The 16,866-nt window shown below is 63.4% G+C and carries 13 protein-coding genes and 2 pseudogenes; 6 read left to right on the top strand and 9 right to left on the bottom strand.

The features are described from left to right. A pseudogene (locus tag AC1DJT_RS21665) lies at positions 1–136 on the bottom strand (hypothetical protein); the annotation flags it as partial. An 803-nt stretch (positions 137–939) separates the two neighbouring features. Then, entirely contained in the window at positions 940–1,854 is a 915-nt protein-coding gene (locus AC1DJT_RS21660) for a LysR family transcriptional regulator (protein WP_476834841.1), read from the bottom strand. Between the two features lie 137 nt (positions 1,855–1,991). On the opposite strand from AC1DJT_RS21660, the gene AC1DJT_RS21655 reads away from it, so the two are divergent. Beyond that, positions 1,992–3,221, top strand: a complete 1,230-nt coding sequence (locus tag AC1DJT_RS21655) for a carboxymuconolactone decarboxylase family protein (RefSeq protein ID WP_476834840.1) — start codon at positions 1,992–1,994, stop codon at positions 3,219–3,221. Between the two features lie 379 nt (positions 3,222–3,600). Here AC1DJT_RS21655 and AC1DJT_RS21650 read toward each other — a convergent pair whose 3' ends face one another. The 7 genes from AC1DJT_RS21650 to AC1DJT_RS21620 form a co-directional block, all read right to left on the bottom strand. Further along, positions 3,601–4,593, bottom strand: a complete 993-nt coding sequence (locus tag AC1DJT_RS21650; RefSeq protein ID WP_441508541.1) for an ABC transporter ATP-binding protein — start codon at positions 4,591–4,593, stop codon at positions 3,601–3,603. Continuing rightward, on the bottom strand, positions 4,590–5,576 hold the full coding sequence (locus AC1DJT_RS21645; protein WP_476834839.1) for an ABC transporter ATP-binding protein: 987 nt from the start codon (positions 5,574–5,576) through the stop codon (positions 4,590–4,592). The genes AC1DJT_RS21650 and AC1DJT_RS21645 overlap by 4 nt, the downstream gene beginning before the upstream one ends. Continuing rightward, positions 5,573–6,454 carry an ABC transporter permease gene (locus tag AC1DJT_RS21640; RefSeq protein WP_476770662.1) on the bottom strand — a complete coding sequence of 294 codons (882 nt, stop codon included), beginning with the start codon at positions 6,452–6,454 and terminating at the stop codon, positions 5,573–5,575. Before AC1DJT_RS21640 ends, AC1DJT_RS21645 begins: the two co-directional genes overlap by 4 nt. Then, entirely contained in the window at positions 6,454–7,389 is a 936-nt protein-coding gene (locus tag AC1DJT_RS21635) for an ABC transporter permease (protein ID WP_441480561.1), read from the bottom strand. Before AC1DJT_RS21635 ends, AC1DJT_RS21640 begins: the two co-directional genes overlap by 1 nt. An 11-nt stretch (positions 7,390–7,400) precedes the next feature. Continuing rightward, positions 7,401–8,999 (bottom strand): ABC transporter substrate-binding protein, encoded by a 1,599-nt coding sequence (locus tag AC1DJT_RS21630; RefSeq protein ID WP_476834838.1) that lies wholly within the window; start codon positions 8,997–8,999, stop codon positions 7,401–7,403. A 33-nt stretch (positions 9,000–9,032) separates the two neighbouring features. Continuing rightward, complete coding sequence (locus tag AC1DJT_RS21625; protein WP_476770180.1) at positions 9,033–10,148, bottom strand: mandelate racemase/muconate lactonizing enzyme family protein; 1,116 nt, start codon at positions 10,146–10,148, stop codon at positions 9,033–9,035. A gap of 412 nt (positions 10,149–10,560) precedes the next feature. Continuing rightward, positions 10,561–11,265 carry a GntR family transcriptional regulator gene (locus AC1DJT_RS21620; protein ID WP_476834837.1) on the bottom strand — a complete coding sequence of 235 codons (705 nt, stop codon included), beginning with the start codon at positions 11,263–11,265 and terminating at the stop codon, positions 10,561–10,563. A 343-nt stretch (positions 11,266–11,608) separates the two neighbouring features. Between AC1DJT_RS21620 and AC1DJT_RS21615 the strand changes: the two genes are divergently transcribed. The 5 genes and pseudogenes from AC1DJT_RS21615 to AC1DJT_RS21595 form a co-directional block, all read left to right on the top strand. Next, the gene (locus AC1DJT_RS21615; protein WP_441480557.1) at positions 11,609–12,706 is read left to right on the top strand and encodes an enolase C-terminal domain-like protein; all 1,098 of its coding nucleotides are present in this window, start codon (positions 11,609–11,611) and stop codon (positions 12,704–12,706) included. 7 nt (positions 12,707–12,713) lie between these two features. After that, positions 12,714–13,925, top strand: a complete 1,212-nt coding sequence (locus AC1DJT_RS21610) for an enolase C-terminal domain-like protein (protein WP_476834836.1) — start codon at positions 12,714–12,716, stop codon at positions 13,923–13,925. 40 nt (positions 13,926–13,965) lie between these two features. Then, complete coding sequence (locus AC1DJT_RS21605; RefSeq protein WP_476770178.1) at positions 13,966–15,579, top strand: ABC transporter substrate-binding protein; 1,614 nt, start codon at positions 13,966–13,968, stop codon at positions 15,577–15,579. Positions 15,580–15,735: 156 nt separating this feature from the next. Next, positions 15,736–16,668, top strand: coding sequence for an ABC transporter permease (locus AC1DJT_RS21600; RefSeq protein ID WP_441492639.1), 933 nt, complete (start codon positions 15,736–15,738; stop codon positions 16,666–16,668). A 1-nt stretch (position 16,669) separates the two neighbouring features. Then, positions 16,670–16,866 (top strand): annotated as a pseudogene (locus AC1DJT_RS21595) (glutathione ABC transporter permease); the annotation flags it as partial.

Genomic DNA, 16,866 nt, shown 5'->3' with positions numbered 1-16,866 from the left:
TGTCGAAGCCGCCCGGACCGCCATCGAGGATATCGTCGCCGGCGCCGCCATGGACCTCGTCATCGCCAGCAAGCGCAGTGACTTGGTCATTGCCGCCGGCCGCGAAGATCCGGTCGTCGCCCGGCGTGCCGGTGATGACATCATCGCCATTCGTGCCCGCGATGACGAAATCGGTGCTGTATGCTCCTACCCTACCGTGGCAGGCTCAGATCACATCATTCCCGTGACAATGCCGAGCGCACGCCTTTCGTCAGAGCGTCGAGCCCTTGCGCGACTTTTCCTGCTGGACAAGTTCCTGAAGGAGTTGGTGAGCAAGGGTCTCATGTGCCACCCGCGGGTTCGTTTCGGCGGATTTGCTGCCGTAGGTTGTTGTGACGATCAGCATCTTTCGGTCAACTTTGAAGGTCCCCGAGTAGGTTCTTCCGTCGATCTTGATGTGGATCGCATGGCCTGACATGGAAACCTGATATGCCTCGTGAATGAGAACTCGCCCACGCCTCCCCAAGAGCATACTTCCACAAGGGACAGGAGACCACACTCAACGAAGTGTGCCAAGATATCGGGCAGGTAGCCGTTGCGGCCGAGCCATTCGATAAGGCGATCGAGCGGAGCGCTCTCGTCGCTCTTGCCGACCGCTATGCCAGGCACGTTTTCAATGAAGATCAACTCGGGGCCGAACCGCTCGAGTGGGAATCGGCGGGGCTGGCGGGCTACGCTCCACGATGATGGGCACCATGTCTACGCTAGCCCTCCAAATTGCCGCAGAGTGATTGGCCCGGTTCAGCTCGGCTTCGCGCTCAGGAATCGAATTTAACGTGCGACGCCTTTGGCCGTCTGCCGCGAAAATGTCCGACGCCATCGAACTACCTAGTAGTATGGGCCGACGATGAAGCGCCGAGTGAGCGGGACCGTTCAGGGGGTCGCCCGTAGATTAGTGACTTATGCCTGTTGACCGACTTCCMGGAGAATGCGMCGCAGCCACTGATGGCCCGGATCAGCATCGTGCCTTGAGTGCCATGTCTGCACCACCCGGAACTGGGGAATGTCGATCGGCGGCGGGAAGAGCCTGAGGGGTAGGCGGCCGGCAAGCGGCGTAAAGAGGCGGCGTGGTTCCGTCGCCACGAGATCGGAGGCGTCCACCAGCATTGGGGCCATCAGGAAGTGTCCGACGGTTACGGCCACATTTCGCTTGAGCCCTCTTTCCGCCAGCACGGCGTCGACATAGCCGCTCGGATTGCCCCTCATCGAGACCTGAATGTGGCGAAGGGCCAAATATCGGTCGAGATCGAGCGGTTCGCCGAGATTGGGGTGGTCGCCGCGGCCGGCGCAGATGAAGTCTTCTTCGTAGAGCAGTTCCTCCCGCATGTGTGTCGGCGGCTCCGGAAAGTTGCCCGCGATCAGTTCGACCGTTCCATCCTCCAGCATCGGCAGGCCGACGCTCCGGCTCGTATTGCGGGCGACGAGAGACAGGCCCGGCGCCTCTTGGTCGAGGCGTGCGGTCAGGCGAGGCAGAAGCACGAAGGCGGCATAGTCCGAGAGACCGAGGACGAACTGCCGTGTGCTCGCGGTCGGGTCGAAAGCACGCCCGCCACGCAGTACGCCTTGCACCTGCTCGAGGATAGATCGCACGTTCGGCGCGATGTCTTGGGCCAGCGAAGTCGGCACCATGCCACGCGGCGAGCGGACGAAGAGTGGATCGCCGAACAAAGCACGCAGCCGGTTGAGCGCGTGGCTCACGGCCGGCTGGGTCAGCCCGATCCGTTCGGCTGCGCGCGTGGCATGACCTTCTGCAAACACGGCATCGAACACCACCAGCAGATTCAGATCGATATTGGCAAGATGAACCGCATTCATGACGATGATATTATTAATGAATTGGATTTATCGCAATCGTTCAGCGATGAATCTCTGATAGGGGCACGGGGCGGCGGCTCTATCGCGCCGCATGGCCGAAGTCATGCCCCCCGAAACCCTCTTCATGAAGCGGCTTGATGGGAGCCCAGCAGACCATGGCTCAAGACGCAAACGGCGAGCGTTTCGAACGCGGCATGAAGGTTCTCCAGYGGATCGGCGGCGAGGGTTTTGACTTGCCGATCAAACGCCTTGCAGAGGCGTCGCCGGACTTGGCGCGTTTTACGGTCGAATATTCTTATGGCGATATTCTCTCCCGCCCGGGACTGAGTTTGCCGCTACGGCAGATTTGCACCGTCTCTTGTTTGATGGCGCTGGGCAGCGTCAAACCGCAGCTCAAGTTTCATATGACAGGCTTCCTCAACGCCGGCGGGAGACCGCAGGATTTGGTCGAGTTGCTGTTCGTATCCGTGGCGGTTCTCGGCTTCCCCTCCGCCGTCGTTTCGATCGCCCTGGCGCGCGAGATCTTCCAGGAGCGAGGCATCACCTTCGAGGCCCCGCCACCGGCAAGCGACGACGGAACGCAGCGATACCGGCGCGGACTGGAAGCCCTCCTAGCGGTCAACGGCGAAGGCCATCTGCGGCCTCTTGAAGCGATCTCGCCGGACCTTGCACGCTGGTCGATTGAATTCGCCTTCGGCGAGTCGCTGGCGCGCGAGGGGTTGGAACCGAAGGCCAAGCACCTCGCCATCATTTCGATGCTGGCGGCGACCGGCAACCGCGACGACGCTCTCGATTTCCATCTCAAAGTCGCCCTCAAGCAGGGCCTGTCGCCTGCAGAGATTGCCGAGGCGCTAATGCAGCTTAGCGTCTATGCCGGATTTCCCGCCGCACTCAACGCCTTCGGTCTCGCCCAACGGGCCTTCTCGGCAGACCGCGGCGCTACAGCGATCACGGCGCCATCCGCGGCGGCACAACTGTCCGAGAGCCGGGAGTTGCGTCGGAAGCGCGGGCTCGCGACACTTGCACAGACCTCCGGAGCATCCGGTGAAACGGTCATCCGCAGCTTCGACGACATTRCACCGGATATCGGTCGGATGATCGTCGAGCACTCGTACGGCGACGTTTTCTCACGACCAGGCATCGATCCTATAATCCGCGAGCTGACGGCCTGCGCGGCCTTGGCGGCGGTCGCGACCACGACTACGGAAGCCCCGCTGCGTGTCCACATCAACGCGGCACTCAATGCCGGCGCGAGCCGCAAGGAGGTGCTCGAAACCCTCCTCAACCTCGTGCCCTACAGCGGCTATCCCGTCGTGCAACAGGCGGTGCGGATTGCCGGCGAGGAATTCGCCAAGCGCCCCGAATGAAGTGCTTGGTTGCCGCCGCATACGGCAACTTGCTCAGGGATCGTGCTGACTATCGGCCAGGCCGCCCGGCCATCGCCCGGATCGCACCTCGCCACAATTGTCGGCGCCATCTCGTCGCACGCCGCTCAGCCGGAAGCAGATCACCTTCCACCGTCGATTAGCCGGCCAGCGCCGGCCGCAAATGCGACGAGAACCTTCCGCAGCTGACTGACTCGGAGCGATGGCGCCCGCCCACGAGCTCGAGCCGGAAATCGTCCGGCTGACGGAGAAATGCCCTCCGTAATAAGGGACGGCGAGGCTTCAGGATTGTCTTGGGAGAGCGGCATGGATTGTCGCTCCGAAGTCGCCGTGGAAACGCGATCGAGCAGCCGTGCGCTGTTCAGGCCGGTATGGGATTCGGACTCGCAAAGTGGCAAGCTGCGCTTTGCCCAGGCATCACTTCGCGCAATGCTGGGCGTTCTGCCTTGCAAATGTCCTGCACCAGCGGGCAGCGGGTGTGAAAACTGCACCCCGTAGGAACGCGTGTCGGGCTGGGGACGTCGCCCTCGAGAATGATGCGCCTGGCCTTGAAATCCGGGTCCGGCTCAGGGGCCGCCGACAGGAGGGCCTGGGTGTAGGGGTGTTGCGGGGCCGAATAGATCTGCTCCTTGTGCCCGATCTCAACGACGCGTCCTAGATACATCACCATGACCCGGTCAGCGATGTGCCGGACCACGGCAAGGTCATGGGCAATGAAGAGATATGTGAAGCGCTTCTGCTCCTGCAGGTCCTGCAGAAGATTGACGATCTGTGCCTGCACGGAGACGTCCAAGGCGGAGACCGGCTCATCCGCCACGACGAAACTCGGATCAACCGAAATGGCCCGGGCAATGCCGATCCGCTGACGTTGGCCGCCCGAGAACTGGCGCGGCTTCCGGTCCATGAAGCTGGGCGATAGTCCGACCTGGTTCAGAAGTTCCGCGACCCGCTCCCGTTTCTCCCGTCGGTTGCGAACAAGGCCGAAAGCCTCGAGCGGTTCGGCGACGATGTCGGCAATGCTCCTGCGCGGGCTCAGGGACCCGTAGGGATCCTGAAACACCATTTGTGCTCTTTGGCGCATCTGCCGCATCTCGCTTCGCGAGAGCGTGTTGATGTCCGTTCCCTCGAAGAAGACGCTGCCTTCCGTCGCATCGATCAAGCGCAGCAGCAGCCGTCCCATGGTGGACTTGCCGCAGCCGGACTCCCCGACGACCGCGACGGTCTCGCCGCGATTGATCGAAAAGGACACGCCGTCCACGGCACGGACGCTGCTGCCCTTCGATCTGCGGAAAAGGCCGCCGGCCTCGCCAAAGGTCTTGCTGAGATTCTCGGTCCGGATAAGCGGCTCGATCATTGGACGGCCTCCGCCTTTGCTGTGACCCAGCAGGCCGCTGTATGGCTCTCGCCGAAGCGGAACATCGGCGGCATTTCCCTGGCGCATTCGTCAACCCGCAGCGAACATCGGGAATAGAACGGGCAGCCCTGCTTGACGGTGCCGGGCAATGGCACCGAGCCGGGAATCTGGAACAGGCGTCGGCGCTGATCCCTGAGGTGGGGGATCGATTCCAGCAGACCGCGCGTATAGGGATGACTTGGCCTGCGGAAAATCGATCGCACGTCGCCGTCTTCCACGACACGACCGGCATACATGACGATCACCCGTTCGCAGACATCGGCAATGACGCCCAKATCGTGCGAGATCAGGAGGATTGCCGTGTTCGTCGCGGACCGAACCCGCTTCATCAGTTCGAGCACCTGGGCCTGGATCGTGACGTCGAGCGCGGTTGTCGGCTCGTCGGCGATCAACAGCTTGGGGCTGMATGCGAGCGCCATCGCGATCATCACGCGTTGGCGCATCCCGCCCGAGAACTGGTGAGGATAGGCGTCGACCCGGCCCGCGGCATCGGGAATCCCCACAAGGTTCAGCACCTCGATCACCCGGCGCCGCCGCGCTTCGCGATCGAGCGCGGAATGGAGCACGATGGCTTCGCCGATTTGATCGCCAATGGTCATCAGGGGGTTGAGCGAACTCATCGGCTCCTGAAAGATCATCGCGATTTCGCGCCCGCGGATATCGGGCATTTTCGCTCGGGGCAGATCGAGAAGATTGACCCCGTTCAGCTCGACCCGGCCCTGCACAATCCGGCCCGGCGGCTCGGGGATCAGCCGCAGGATCGACAGCGACGTGATCGACTTCCCCGACCCGGACTCGCCGACGATGCCAACGGCGCCGCCGGCCTCGATCTCGAAACTCACGCCATTGACGGCACGGATGGGATTGGTCTTGGGACCGAACTCGACCGCCAGATTCTCTACTTTCAGAAGAGGTGGCGTCATTGAGCAGTCTCCGGATCGAGCACGTCGCGGGCCGCATCGCCGATCAGGTTGAAGGCCAGGACGACCATCGTGATGGCGAAGCCCGCTCCGATGATCGGCCAGGGGGAGCCAAAGATGTTCCCCAAGCCGTCGCGGATGATGTTGCCCCAGCTCGGATTGGGCGGCTGGGTGCCGATCCCGAGGAAGCTGAGGGAGGCCTCGAGCCGAATGGCCGATGCGACCCACAGCGTCATCAGCACCACGATGGGCGCCGAGATATTCGGGAGCACATGCCGGACGATGATCATGGGCGTGGTGACCCCCGCGGCGATGGCCGCTTCAACATAGGGTTCCTGCTTGACCGCGAGCGTCGAGGCCCGCGCCACGCGGGCAAAGCCCGGCACGAACGCGATGGTTATCACCGCCACGACGTTCCAGAAGCCGCCGCCGAGCACGGCTGCGATCATGATAGCGAGCAGCAGCTCCGGGAATGCCAGCAGGAGGTCGATGATCCGGGTCACCAGACGATCGATCATCCCGCCGAAATACCCGGCGGCGACGCCAAGTGCGGTACCAACGAGCGCAGCCAGCGTCGGAGAGATCAGACCGAAGATCAGCGAATTGCGTGATCCGAAGATCAGGCGCGACAGCACGTCTCGTCCGAACTGATCCGTGCCGAGCCAGTGTTCCGCCGACGGGTATGAGTTGATCGCGAGATAGCTCTGCGCCAGCGGGTCATAAGGTGCAATCGCGGGCGCCAGAACGGCGATGGCAAGGAAGACCGCGATGATGATCGTCGCCAGGATCGTGGAGGGCTGGCCCAGGATGATGCTGCGCAGCAATCCGAAGCGTGGCTCTTCCGGCGCGAGAACATGGGTCTGTTCCGTGGCAAGCGTCATCACTTCACCCGAATTCTGGGATCGACCACGATGTAGGCGAGGTCGACCAGCAGGTTGATCAGAACAACAAAGAAGGCGAACACCACGACGCCCGCCTGGATGACTGGATAGTCCCGCTTGGCGATTGCGCTGATCAGGACTTCCCCGATGCCTGGCCGGTTGAAGACCAGCTCGATCGCGACCGACCCAGACAGCGTCGCCAGAAGACTGAGCCCCAGCCCGGTCGTGATCGGCAGCAAGGCGTTGCGCAGCCCGTGCCGATAGATGACGCGGTTCTCTCGTGCGCCTTTCGCCCGTGCCGTGCGGATATAGTCCTTGCCAAGGACCTCGAGCAGTGAGGTCCGTGTCAACCGGCCGAGGAAGGCCGTCTTGACCATGGCGAGTGTCACCGCCGGCAGAAACACGTGGTACATGCGGTCGAAAAATCCGGTGCCCCCGCCATTGATCGGGAACCAGCCGAGGGTCAGGGCAAACACGATCAGCAGGAGCGCCCCGAGATAGAAGTCGGGGATCGCGTACCCGATGAGGGAGAACACGCGAACGCCGGCGTCGGGGAGCTTGTTGCGGTTGACGGCCGCGACCACCCCGAGCGGAATCCCGACGAGCAGCCCCATCCCCGTCGCGACAAGCGTCAGCTCGATCGTGTAGGGCAGATTATCGGCCAGCAGCCGGAGGACCGGCGTTCGATCGATCAGGGACTGCCCGAAATCGAGCGTCAGCATGTCCCAGATGAAGGTGAGGTACTGCTGCCAGAGGGGCGCATTCAGCCCCATTTGCTCGCGAAACAGCGCAAGCTGTTCCGCGGTCGCATAGTCGCCGAGGGCGACGAGTGCCGGGTCCCCAGGGAGCAGGCGCAGCGCGATGAACACGAGCGTCAGCACCAGCAGGACCGTCGGCACGGCATCGAGCAGTCTCGCTCCGATGACACGCAGCATGGTCTGCCCCTTTAGACGCGCGTGGCCTTGTTCAAACGCCAATAGGCGTAGCCAGACTTGACCGGGAATCCGATGTTCACACGCGGATTGCGCGCTATGACATAGGAGAGCGTGACAATCCCAAGGAGCGGCAGATCACGCAGAACCTGCTTCTCGATGTCCTGGATGAGCGCGATACGCTTGTTGAAATCGGGCTCGTCCTGAGCCTTTTCGATGAGTGCGTCGATGCCGGGAATGGCGACGCCGTAGTGGCTGTAGTTTTCCGCTCCGGTGCCATCGGCCTTGACGTCCGCTTCGGCCGACAGCAGCTGCAGGAAGGGCTGCGTCGGCACCGGCGGGTAGCTGGACGAGTACAGGGCGATCGAATTCCGGTCCTTTCGGTTCTCGGAATGCATGGTCGCATGGTCGATGATCTTGAGATCGAGGTTGATGCCGACGGCGCGCAGCTGCTCCTGGAGCATCAGCATGATCGCCGCATAATCCTCACGCTGGCTGGTGAAGCAGGGAATGGTCACGCCGTTCGGGTGCCCCGCCTCTGCCAGCAGCGCCTTGGCTTTCTTGGGATCGTRGTTGTATTGCAGCTCGGGCGGCAAATCCGCTTTCTTGACCGCTCCGGCGAATTGCGGAGCGATGACCCCGACCATCGGGACCGCAAGACCGGCAAATGCCGTTGCGATCTGGTCGCTGTTGATGGCGTAGCGGATCGCCTGCCGCACGCGGATATCGTTCAGCGGCGGCCGCGTCAGGTTCAGGTGGAGCAGGTTGAAGCTGCCGGGCGCCGTGGCGTCGAAGATCGTGCTGGCCGAGCGCTGGCGCATCGATGGGAGCCAGCCGGGAGAGCGGACGCCTTCGATCATGTCGACCTGGCCTGAGGCGAAGGCGAGGGTTCGCGCCGTCGTGTCGGCAATGAAGCGGACATGGATCGTCTTGGTAACCGCCGGTCCAGCGAAGTGATCTGGGAAGGCAGCCAGTTGGATCCCGTCGCTGGGGCTGACGCTTTCCACCTGGTATGGGCCCGTCCCGACCGGACTCATGGCGAAGTCCTTGCCCTTCTCCTCGAAGGCCTTCCGGCAGAGGATCGAGGCCGCGAGGGTGGTCACGACGCTGCCGTTGAACAGCGGATCGGGCCGTTTGAGGGTAAACTGGACGGTGTGGGGATCGAGCGCCTTGACCGCCTCGACATTGGAGTAGAGCGGCTTCTGGTTGGTCACGATCTTCGGATCAAGATGCCGGGCGAAGGTGAAGACGACATCGTCAGCCGTCATTTCACCGTAGCCCTTGTGGAACTTCACCCCTCGGCGCAGCTTGTATGTCCACGTCTTGGCATCCTCCGAGCTTTCCCAGCTCTCGGCGAGACTGGGGCGGAAGTCCTCGGGCCGGATTGCAAACGTCCCTTCATCTGATTTCACGAGGGTATCGAACACCTGGTGAATCGCCCAGTTGTCGCCCCCGGTCATCCCGGGCTGCTGCGGATTGATGCTCGTGGGCGAACGCGCCGCCAGGGCGATCGAGATCGCCTCGTCCTTTGCATGAGCGATGGGAGCCCCCAGCGCCGCAGCCGCTGCAATCGTCGAGGCGTGACCGAGAAACGTTCTTCTGGTTAGTTTCATTATTTTTTCCTCCCTTTTTGCCTTGTTCTGACGTCAGGCGCTGATGGGAATGCTCCGCTTTTTCATCTCGGCCTCGTCGAATTCCATTCCGAGCCCCGGGGCCGTCGGCAATTCGAAGCGGCCATCGATGGGCTCGGACGGGTTCTTCTTGAAGAGCGATCCGGCCCGCTCCCAGTTATCCGCCAATTCGACCGGTTTGCTGAGATGCATGATGGTCGACAGCACATGAATATTGGCGAGGTGGCCGACGGAAGGCTGGGTCTGGTGCGGGACGAGCTCGACGCCGTGAGCATAGGCGACGGCGGCGCATTGCATCAGCCCGGTGATGCCTCCCATCTTGACGATGTCAGGCTGCACCATGCGCACGCCGGCATTGATCAGGTCCTTGAGCCCCTGAAGCGTATAGGTCTGCTCGCCGGCGGAAACGGTGATGTCGAGGCGCTGGGCGACCTCGCCCATGGCAGCGACATGGTAGTGCTGCACGGGCTCTTCGAACCACGTGTAGCCAAGGTCTTCGAGCGCCCGGCCGACCCGCATCGCGCCGCCGACCGAATAGCCGTTATTAGCGTCGAACCCGAGCACGAACTGATCGCCCAGCGCCTTGCGGACAGCCTTGGCCTTGGCAATGTCGCCGGGAATATCGACGTCCTGCCTGGTCCGGTCGCCGTCCCAGCGGATCTTCACCGCCGCGGGCCGCTCCTTCTCCACCCGCCGCATGACGACTTCGACAACCTGATCAACCGTGCGCCAGGCATTGCCCCCAACGGAGGCATAGCAGGGTAGAGCCGTGCGCCAGGCCCCGCCGAGTAGCTTGTAGACAGGCTGGCCGAGCAGCTTTCCTTTGAGATCCCAGAGCGCGATGTCGAGCGCTGCGAGCGCGGCCGTTGTGGCCCCTTCCGGCCCAAGTTTGATGCACTTGTGGAACAAAGTGTCCAGCAGGATGGCATGATCGAGAGCATCCTTCCCGATCAGGGCCGGCGCCATGTCGTTGGCGATGATGACTAGCGAAGCCAGGCCGCCTTGCATGGGCGAGGCTTCACCCAGGCCGTATTGACCATCCTCAGTCTCGATCCGGACGAACGCGCTTCGCGCCCCCTTTGCAGACGCACCCCAATCAACCTGGAACGTCTCTACCTTGGCAATCTTCATTATGCCCCCCCTTGGTACGTTAGACCCACCTGATTATCGCAGGGCGCTCATCAGCTCACTGCGACCTATTTAGTCTCACTGAATACGAGGATGGCGTCGCGCGAACCCACTCTGCTTGGTAGCGTCGAACGGAGCCGATAGATCCACCCTAAGCCGTCGATCGGTGCCGCCCATGACGCTTTCCAGTTTGCCCGCGCCCCGCAACCCGTCGGAGAGGTCGCGTGTGCAGACATTAAAATCGGCCCGTTCTCGGTGTCGTTGGCCAGGCGGATCGCCTTCTACTTGGCTGAGAACGTAGAGATCGGCGCAGTGCGACCGAAGGTTCGTCATTTCAAATGGCTGCATCCACCGGAACCCCACTCAGCACGCTCGGTTGATAGTAAAAGCCACCGCTCGCACCTGTCAGAACTGTTCAACTCTCGAGATGATCCGGGTCGTTGCCCGGCAGCCGCGGGATCAACTCGTCGATCGAGCGTTGAATATGCGCACGCATCAGCCGACGCACGGCAGTCGCATCGTTGCGCGCGCAGGCCTCGATGATCGCMTCGTGCTCGGGCACCATTGCGGCAAGGCGGTGGTCGGGGAAGCCGAAGCGGCGTCGCGTCGCTCCAACGAATGCATTGTGCTGATCGAGCAGAACCAGCGCGGATCGGTTCGGGCGGATCGACAGGATGCTGGTGTGGAAAGCGCCATTGGTCGAGGAGATCGCCGCCGAATTGCCCTGGCCGATCGCGGCGGCATAATCCTTATGGATAGCCCAGAGTGCGTTGATGTCGCTAACGGTTGCAACCGCCGCGCTGTAGCCGGCCAGAGGCGGTTCAAGAGCAAGGCGGATCTCGAATAATTCGCGGATGAAGGCCCGTTCGATCGAACGAACCCGCGCGCCCCGGTTCGGTAGAATCTCGATCCAGCCCTCGCCTTCGAGCTGCCCAAGCGCCTCGCGGATCGGCGCGGGGCTCGTCCCGTAGCGCTGCACCAGCGCCGCCATTTTCAAATGTTCAGACGGCGCAAAGGTCCCGGCAACGATGTCGGCGCGGATGGCCTCGCGCAGCCGCTGATACGTCGTCGCCTGCATGAAGGGCACGATTCGGCTGGCGGKGGCCGGTGCGTCCGTCATCTCGGCGCTCTCATCGTCGATTCCACCGCCCGCCCGATCGCCGCCCGTTCGTGAAACGCAATGCGGGTTGATGCAACCCGTGCGACGCAATCAGCCTCATTCGGACGTCTTGACATTCGCCGCCTTCTGCGAAGTTATAGATATTATATAATCCGACGAAGCCGAAGATGTCCAGCCAGCCTGGGCCTCGCGACCCGGACCCTGGGTCACAACCGGCCGTGCMAAGGGATTGGAAGCGAGCACCATGGACGTGCGGCTACTGGACAAGACGCAAGACGGAGCCGAACCAGGTCCTCGCGCGAGCGAAATCGTCCGTGTCGAAATTTGGATATTCAGTTATCCGATGGTCGGAGTCGGACCCGGCGGCATCGACGTGACCGGCGCGAAGTCCGCGCGCACTCGCCTCGCAGTGCGAATGGAAACGCGGGACGGCGCGCGGGGCGCCTATGTCGGCGGCCAGGCGAACTCGCTGGCCCAGGCCGCGGCCTGCGCCCGCGCTGTGCTCGGCCTCGACGTCTTCGCCCGCGAACGGGCCTATGAGCGTGTCCGCCGCCAGCTCCGCAAGGAAGACCGCATGGGCGCTGGCGTGATCGACATCGCGATGTGGGATCTGGCCGGCCATCGACTGGGCCTGTCGGTMAGCCAAATGCTCGGCGGCGGCAAGACCCGCCTCCCCGCCTACGCCTCGACCTGGTTCGGCGGCGAGGGTGGCGGCCTCACGACCCCCGAAGCCTTCGCCGACTTCGCCGAGGAATGTTACGAGCTCGGCTACCGCGGATTCAAAATGCATGGCTGGACCGACGGCAGCCCGACGCGCGATGCCGCGGCCGTGCGTCTGCTTGGCCAGCGCATCGGCGACAGGATGGCGCTGATGCATGACGCTGCCTGCCATCTGCGCAGCTTTGCCGACGCGCTCGAAGTCGGCCGGGCCTGCGATGACGCCAATTTCTTCTGGTACGAGGATCCCTATAGCGACGGTGGTCTTGCCGCCCACGCCCACCGGCGGCTGCGCGAGATGCTGAAGACGCCTCTCCTGCTCGGAGAGCATGTGCGGGGGTTGGAATCCATGGCGACGCTGACAATCGCCGACGGCACCGATTTCGTGCGCGCCGACCCCGATTTCGACATCGGTATCACCGGAACGATGAAGATCGCGCATTTTGCCGAGGCGCTCGGCCTCGATGTCGAGTTGCATGCGCCAGGACCCGCCCACCGGCACTGCATGGCGGCGATCCGCAACACCAATTTCTACGAACTGTCGATGGTCGGGCCGTCCCGAGGCAATTTCAATGCGCCGGTCTACACCTGCGGCTATTCCGACGATCTCGACAGCGTCGGTGCTGATGGATGCTTTCCGGTGCCCGGAGGGCCCGGTCTGGGGGTGAGCTACGACTGGGACTACATCACCCGCAATGCCAAATCGCATGTCGTGATCGAGTGAGGGCGCCATGCTGAGCGTAGAAGACACGGCAAGCGCCGCCCGCGACGTCCTCGGCTCGGCGGCCACGCGGATCCGCCGGATCGACGTCATTCTGTTCGCGCAGGACATGGAGAACGTCGCCTTCGATGTCAGCCCGAGCGGCATCGACATGCCAGGCGTGCGAACGACACGCAAACGCATCGCGGTCCGCATCGAAACCCAGGACGGCGCGCGCGGCGAATATGTCGGCGGGCGTACGGACACCGCCCCGCAGACCCATTTCATCGCCAAATGGATCATCGGGCGGGACTGCTATGCCCGTGAGACGATCTACGAAGACATTCGCCGCTGGTTGCGCAAGGAAGACCGGATCGGCGGCTGCCAGATCGACAACGCCCTCTGGGACCTCGCCGGCAAGCGCACCGGCCATTCGGTCAGCGATCTGCTCGGCGGCCATCGCGGCAAGCGCCTGCCGGCTTACGCATCGACCTGGTTTGGTGGCGATGGCGGTGGTCTGGCCACGCCCGAGGCCTTCGCCGAATTCGCCGAGGAATGCCACGGCCTGGGGTATCGCGCCTTCAAGATGCACGGCTGGACCGATGGCGGTTGGCGGCGTGATGCCGCCGCGATCCGGCTTCTCGGTCGGCGTGTCGGCGGGCGCATGAAGCTGATGCACGATTCAGCCTGTCACCTGAAGACCTTCGCCGACGCCCTCGCCTGTGGCCGTGCCTGCGATGAKGCCGGCTTCTTCTGGTACGAGGATCMCTATAGTGACGGCGGGCTTGCTGCCCACGCCCATCGTCGCCTGCGCKAACTGATCAAGACGCCGATCCTGCTTGGCGAGCACGTGCGTGGGCTGGAAGCCATGGCGACACTCACTCTCGCCGACGGCACCGACTTCGTGCGGGCCGATCCCGATCTCGATATCGGCATCACCGGCACGATGAAGATCGCCCATTTCGCCGAGGCGCTKGGCCTCGATGTCGAGCTCCACGGCAATGGTCCGGCACATCGCCACGCCATGGCCGCCATCCGAAACACGAACTTCTATGAATTGGCCATGGTCGGGCCGTCGCGCGGCCAGGCTGTCGGCACGTTCTATACCGACGGATATTCCGACAAGCTCGACGCGGTCGCCTCAGACGGCTGCTTCGTCGTGCCCGACGGTCCAGGCCTCGGCGTCAACTATGACTGGGATTTCATCGAGAAGCACAAGGTCAGCCACAGCGTCTTCGAATGAGCGCGGCCGAAAGAGCCCGCCATTCCCACAGGAGGAAATCATGACACGCATCACACGACGCTCAGTCGTCGCGAGCGCCCTGAGCATGGCCGGCCTCAGTGCCGTGTCGCACAACGGCGCAGCCTTCGCGCAGGGCGCGACCGACACGCTGACGCTGCGGCTCCAGGCCCGCGACCTCGGTTCGATCGATCCAGCCCTGACMAAGACGGGCGACGACGAGACGATCGTGCTCCAGGTCTTCAACTCGCTGGTCAATACCAAGCGCGGCACCATGGACATCGAGCTGGCGGCGCTTCAGCCGGAGCTCGCGGAACGATGGGAGGTGTCGCCCGACAAGAAGGTCTGGACCTTCTATCTCAAGCCCGGCGTGAAATGGCACCAGGGCTATGGCGAGGTCTCTGCCGATGACGTGAAGTTCTCCTATGAACGCCAACTCGACCCCAAGCTCGGCGGCGTGCACGGCGCCAGCTTCAAGGACATTGACACAATCGAGGTCGTCGATCCGCTGACGGTCCGTTTCGTCCTCAAGGCACCGAACGCGTTCTTTCACGCCTCGGCCCTGACGCCCGGTTTCGGCCGCTACATCGTGCCGCGCAAAGCCGTCGAAAAGCTTGGAGCCGAATTCGGCCGCGCGCCGATCGGCAGCGGGCCGTTCGAATTCGCCGAGTACCGGCCGCAGGAATCGATCGTCCTCAAGTCGAACAAGGATTATTTCCGCGGCGCACCGCCGACCGCGACCCTGCGCTTCCGCTACATCCCGGCCGACAATGCCGCGACAATCGCTTTCATCGGCAAGGAGATCGACCAGACCAGCGGCCCGCGCGAACCGCGTTGGGTTGATCAGATCCAGAAGGCCCGGAGCGATGCCCAGATCAGCATCATGCAGCCCGGGAGCCTGCAATTCCTCCACTTCAACATGAAGATCAAGCCGCTCGACGACGTGCGCGTGCGCCAGGCCATCGCCTATGCAGTCGATCGCAAGGTCTGGAAATCTGTGTTCGGCGTGGTCCACGGCCCGCTGCCCACGATCGTCCCGGAAGAGTTCTACGGCGCCCTGAAGACAGCCGATATCCCCGCCGAGCTTCGCTACGATTACGATCCGATCAAGGCCAAGGCCCTGCTGGCGGAGGCCGGCCACCCCAACGGCTTCAGCATCGAGGCCTTGTCGAGCGAGCGCTCCGACTACAAGCAGAACATGCTGATGGTGCAGGACATGCTGCGCAAGGTCGGCATCGACGTGAAGCTCAAGATCATGGACCATGCGAGCTATCACGCCGCCATCCGAAAGGACGAAGGCACGATCGACATGCTGTCGACGGCGATCGCGCCGACGGCGCCCGCCGTGATCAACGAGTTCCTGCATTCGGCCGCGGCGGTCGGCAAGCCGGCATCGTTGCGCAATTTCTCGCATTACGGCGAGATCGGCGGCAGCGTTGACAAGCTCGTCGACGAGGCCGTCGGGTCGACCGATGTCGACCGGCAGCTGGCGCTGCTCAAGGAGGCCCAACTCCAGATCCTGCGCGACATGCCGGTGCTGCCGCTGCAGACCCAACCCCTGGTCAGCGCGATCCAGGGCCATGTCGACCTCGGCTACAAGCCGCTCAGCGGCTTTGGCCAATACGAATACGCCACGGCGCGGCGCGTAGCCCGCTAGGGCATCGGCCTGAAACCTGGAGAGCGGTTTTCGGGACAGCCGATGCAAACACAAGAGGTTGGATCACTGGGCGGATACGACATTCGGTCAGATGATCGAGCGCCAGGCGCCGGTGGCTTCATGCCGCCGGCCATGCCCTGAAAGGTTTGCGAGACGATGGGGCGGTTCGTTCTCAAGCGACTGGCCGATGCAATTCTGACCGCCTTCCTRGTCTTCTCCTTCGTCTTCTTCGCCATGCGGCTCCTGCCGGGCGATCCCGTCATCGCCATGCTCGGCGACCGCGCCAATGCCCAGACGATCGAGAATGTCCGCAGGACACTCGGGCTCGACCAGCCGCTCCTCGTCCAATATGGCCGCTTCCTCTGGGGGCTCCTGCATCTCGATCTCGGCCGCTCGCTCGTCAACGGGGTCGACGTCACCGCGACGATGCTGCGGCACCTGCCCTATACGATCATGCTGACGCTCGCCTCGACCGTGGTCGGCATCCTGATCGGCGTGCCCGTGGGCGTCGCCTCGGCGATGCGCCCGAGTGGCGGCGTCGATCATTCGAGCCGGCTCGTCTCGCTGTTCGGCTCGGCCCTTCCGGATTTCTATCTCGGCCTCATCCTGCTCATCGTGTTCGGGCTGAAGCTCGGCTGGTTTCCGCTGCTCGGCGGTGGCGACACGCCCTTCGACCTGCGCTACCTCGTCCTTCCCGCGATGACGCTCGGACTGCTGAAGGGCTGCGGCCTGATGCGCCTCACCCGCACGGCCGTCCTCGACGTCTCGGGCCGCGACTATGTCCGCACGGCTCGCGCGCTCGGCACGCCGGAGCGGGTCGTGGTCTGGAAGCACATCGTGCGCAACGCGCTGATCCCGATCACGACGCAGCTCTCACTCATGATCGTCGCCACGCTCGGCGGCACCATTGCGATCGAACTCGTCTTCAACCGGCCGGGCGTCGGGCAACTGCTCGTCGGCGCGGTGACCGCCCGCGACTATAGCCTGATCCAGGGAGGCCTCGTGCTTCTCTCGGTCCTCGTCGTGCTGGTGAACCTTGCAACCGACCTGCTCTACGTGGTCATCGACCCCCGCGTGAAGGGAGCCTGACATGCTCGATCGCGTCTTCCTGGCCATCGCCGCCGCCATCCTGCTCCTGCTCCTGGTCGTCGTCGTGTTYGCCCCCTGGCTCCAGACGCATGACCCGCTGCTGCAGGACTTCGCCGCGGCCGATCAGGGTCTCTCCGCCGTGCATTGGCTGGGTGCCGACGAATATGGCCGCGATATCTTCTCTCGCCTGATCGAGGG

The organism is Allobosea sp. 05T422_2 (genome assembly GCF_056396265.1).
Note: the sequence above shows the minus strand (reverse complement) of the source record. Positions and strands in the feature narration are given on the sequence as shown.

Excerpts from the sequence above, each read along its gene's own strand:
- AC1DJT_RS21640 (WP_476770662.1), bottom strand. The coding sequence starts at position 6,454 with ATGACGCTTGCCACGGAACAGACCCATGTTCTCGCGCCGGAAGAGCCA.
- AC1DJT_RS21635 (WP_441480561.1), bottom strand. The coding sequence starts at position 7,389 with ATGCTGCGTGTCATCGGAGCGAGACTGCTCGATGCCGTGCCGACGGTC.
- AC1DJT_RS21650 (WP_441508541.1), bottom strand. The coding sequence starts at position 4,593 with ATGATCGAGCCGCTTATCCGGACCGAGAATCTCAGCAAGACCTTTGGC.
- AC1DJT_RS21625 (WP_476770180.1), bottom strand. The coding sequence starts at position 10,148 with ATGAAGATTGCCAAGGTAGAGACGTTCCAGGTTGATTGGGGTGCGTCT.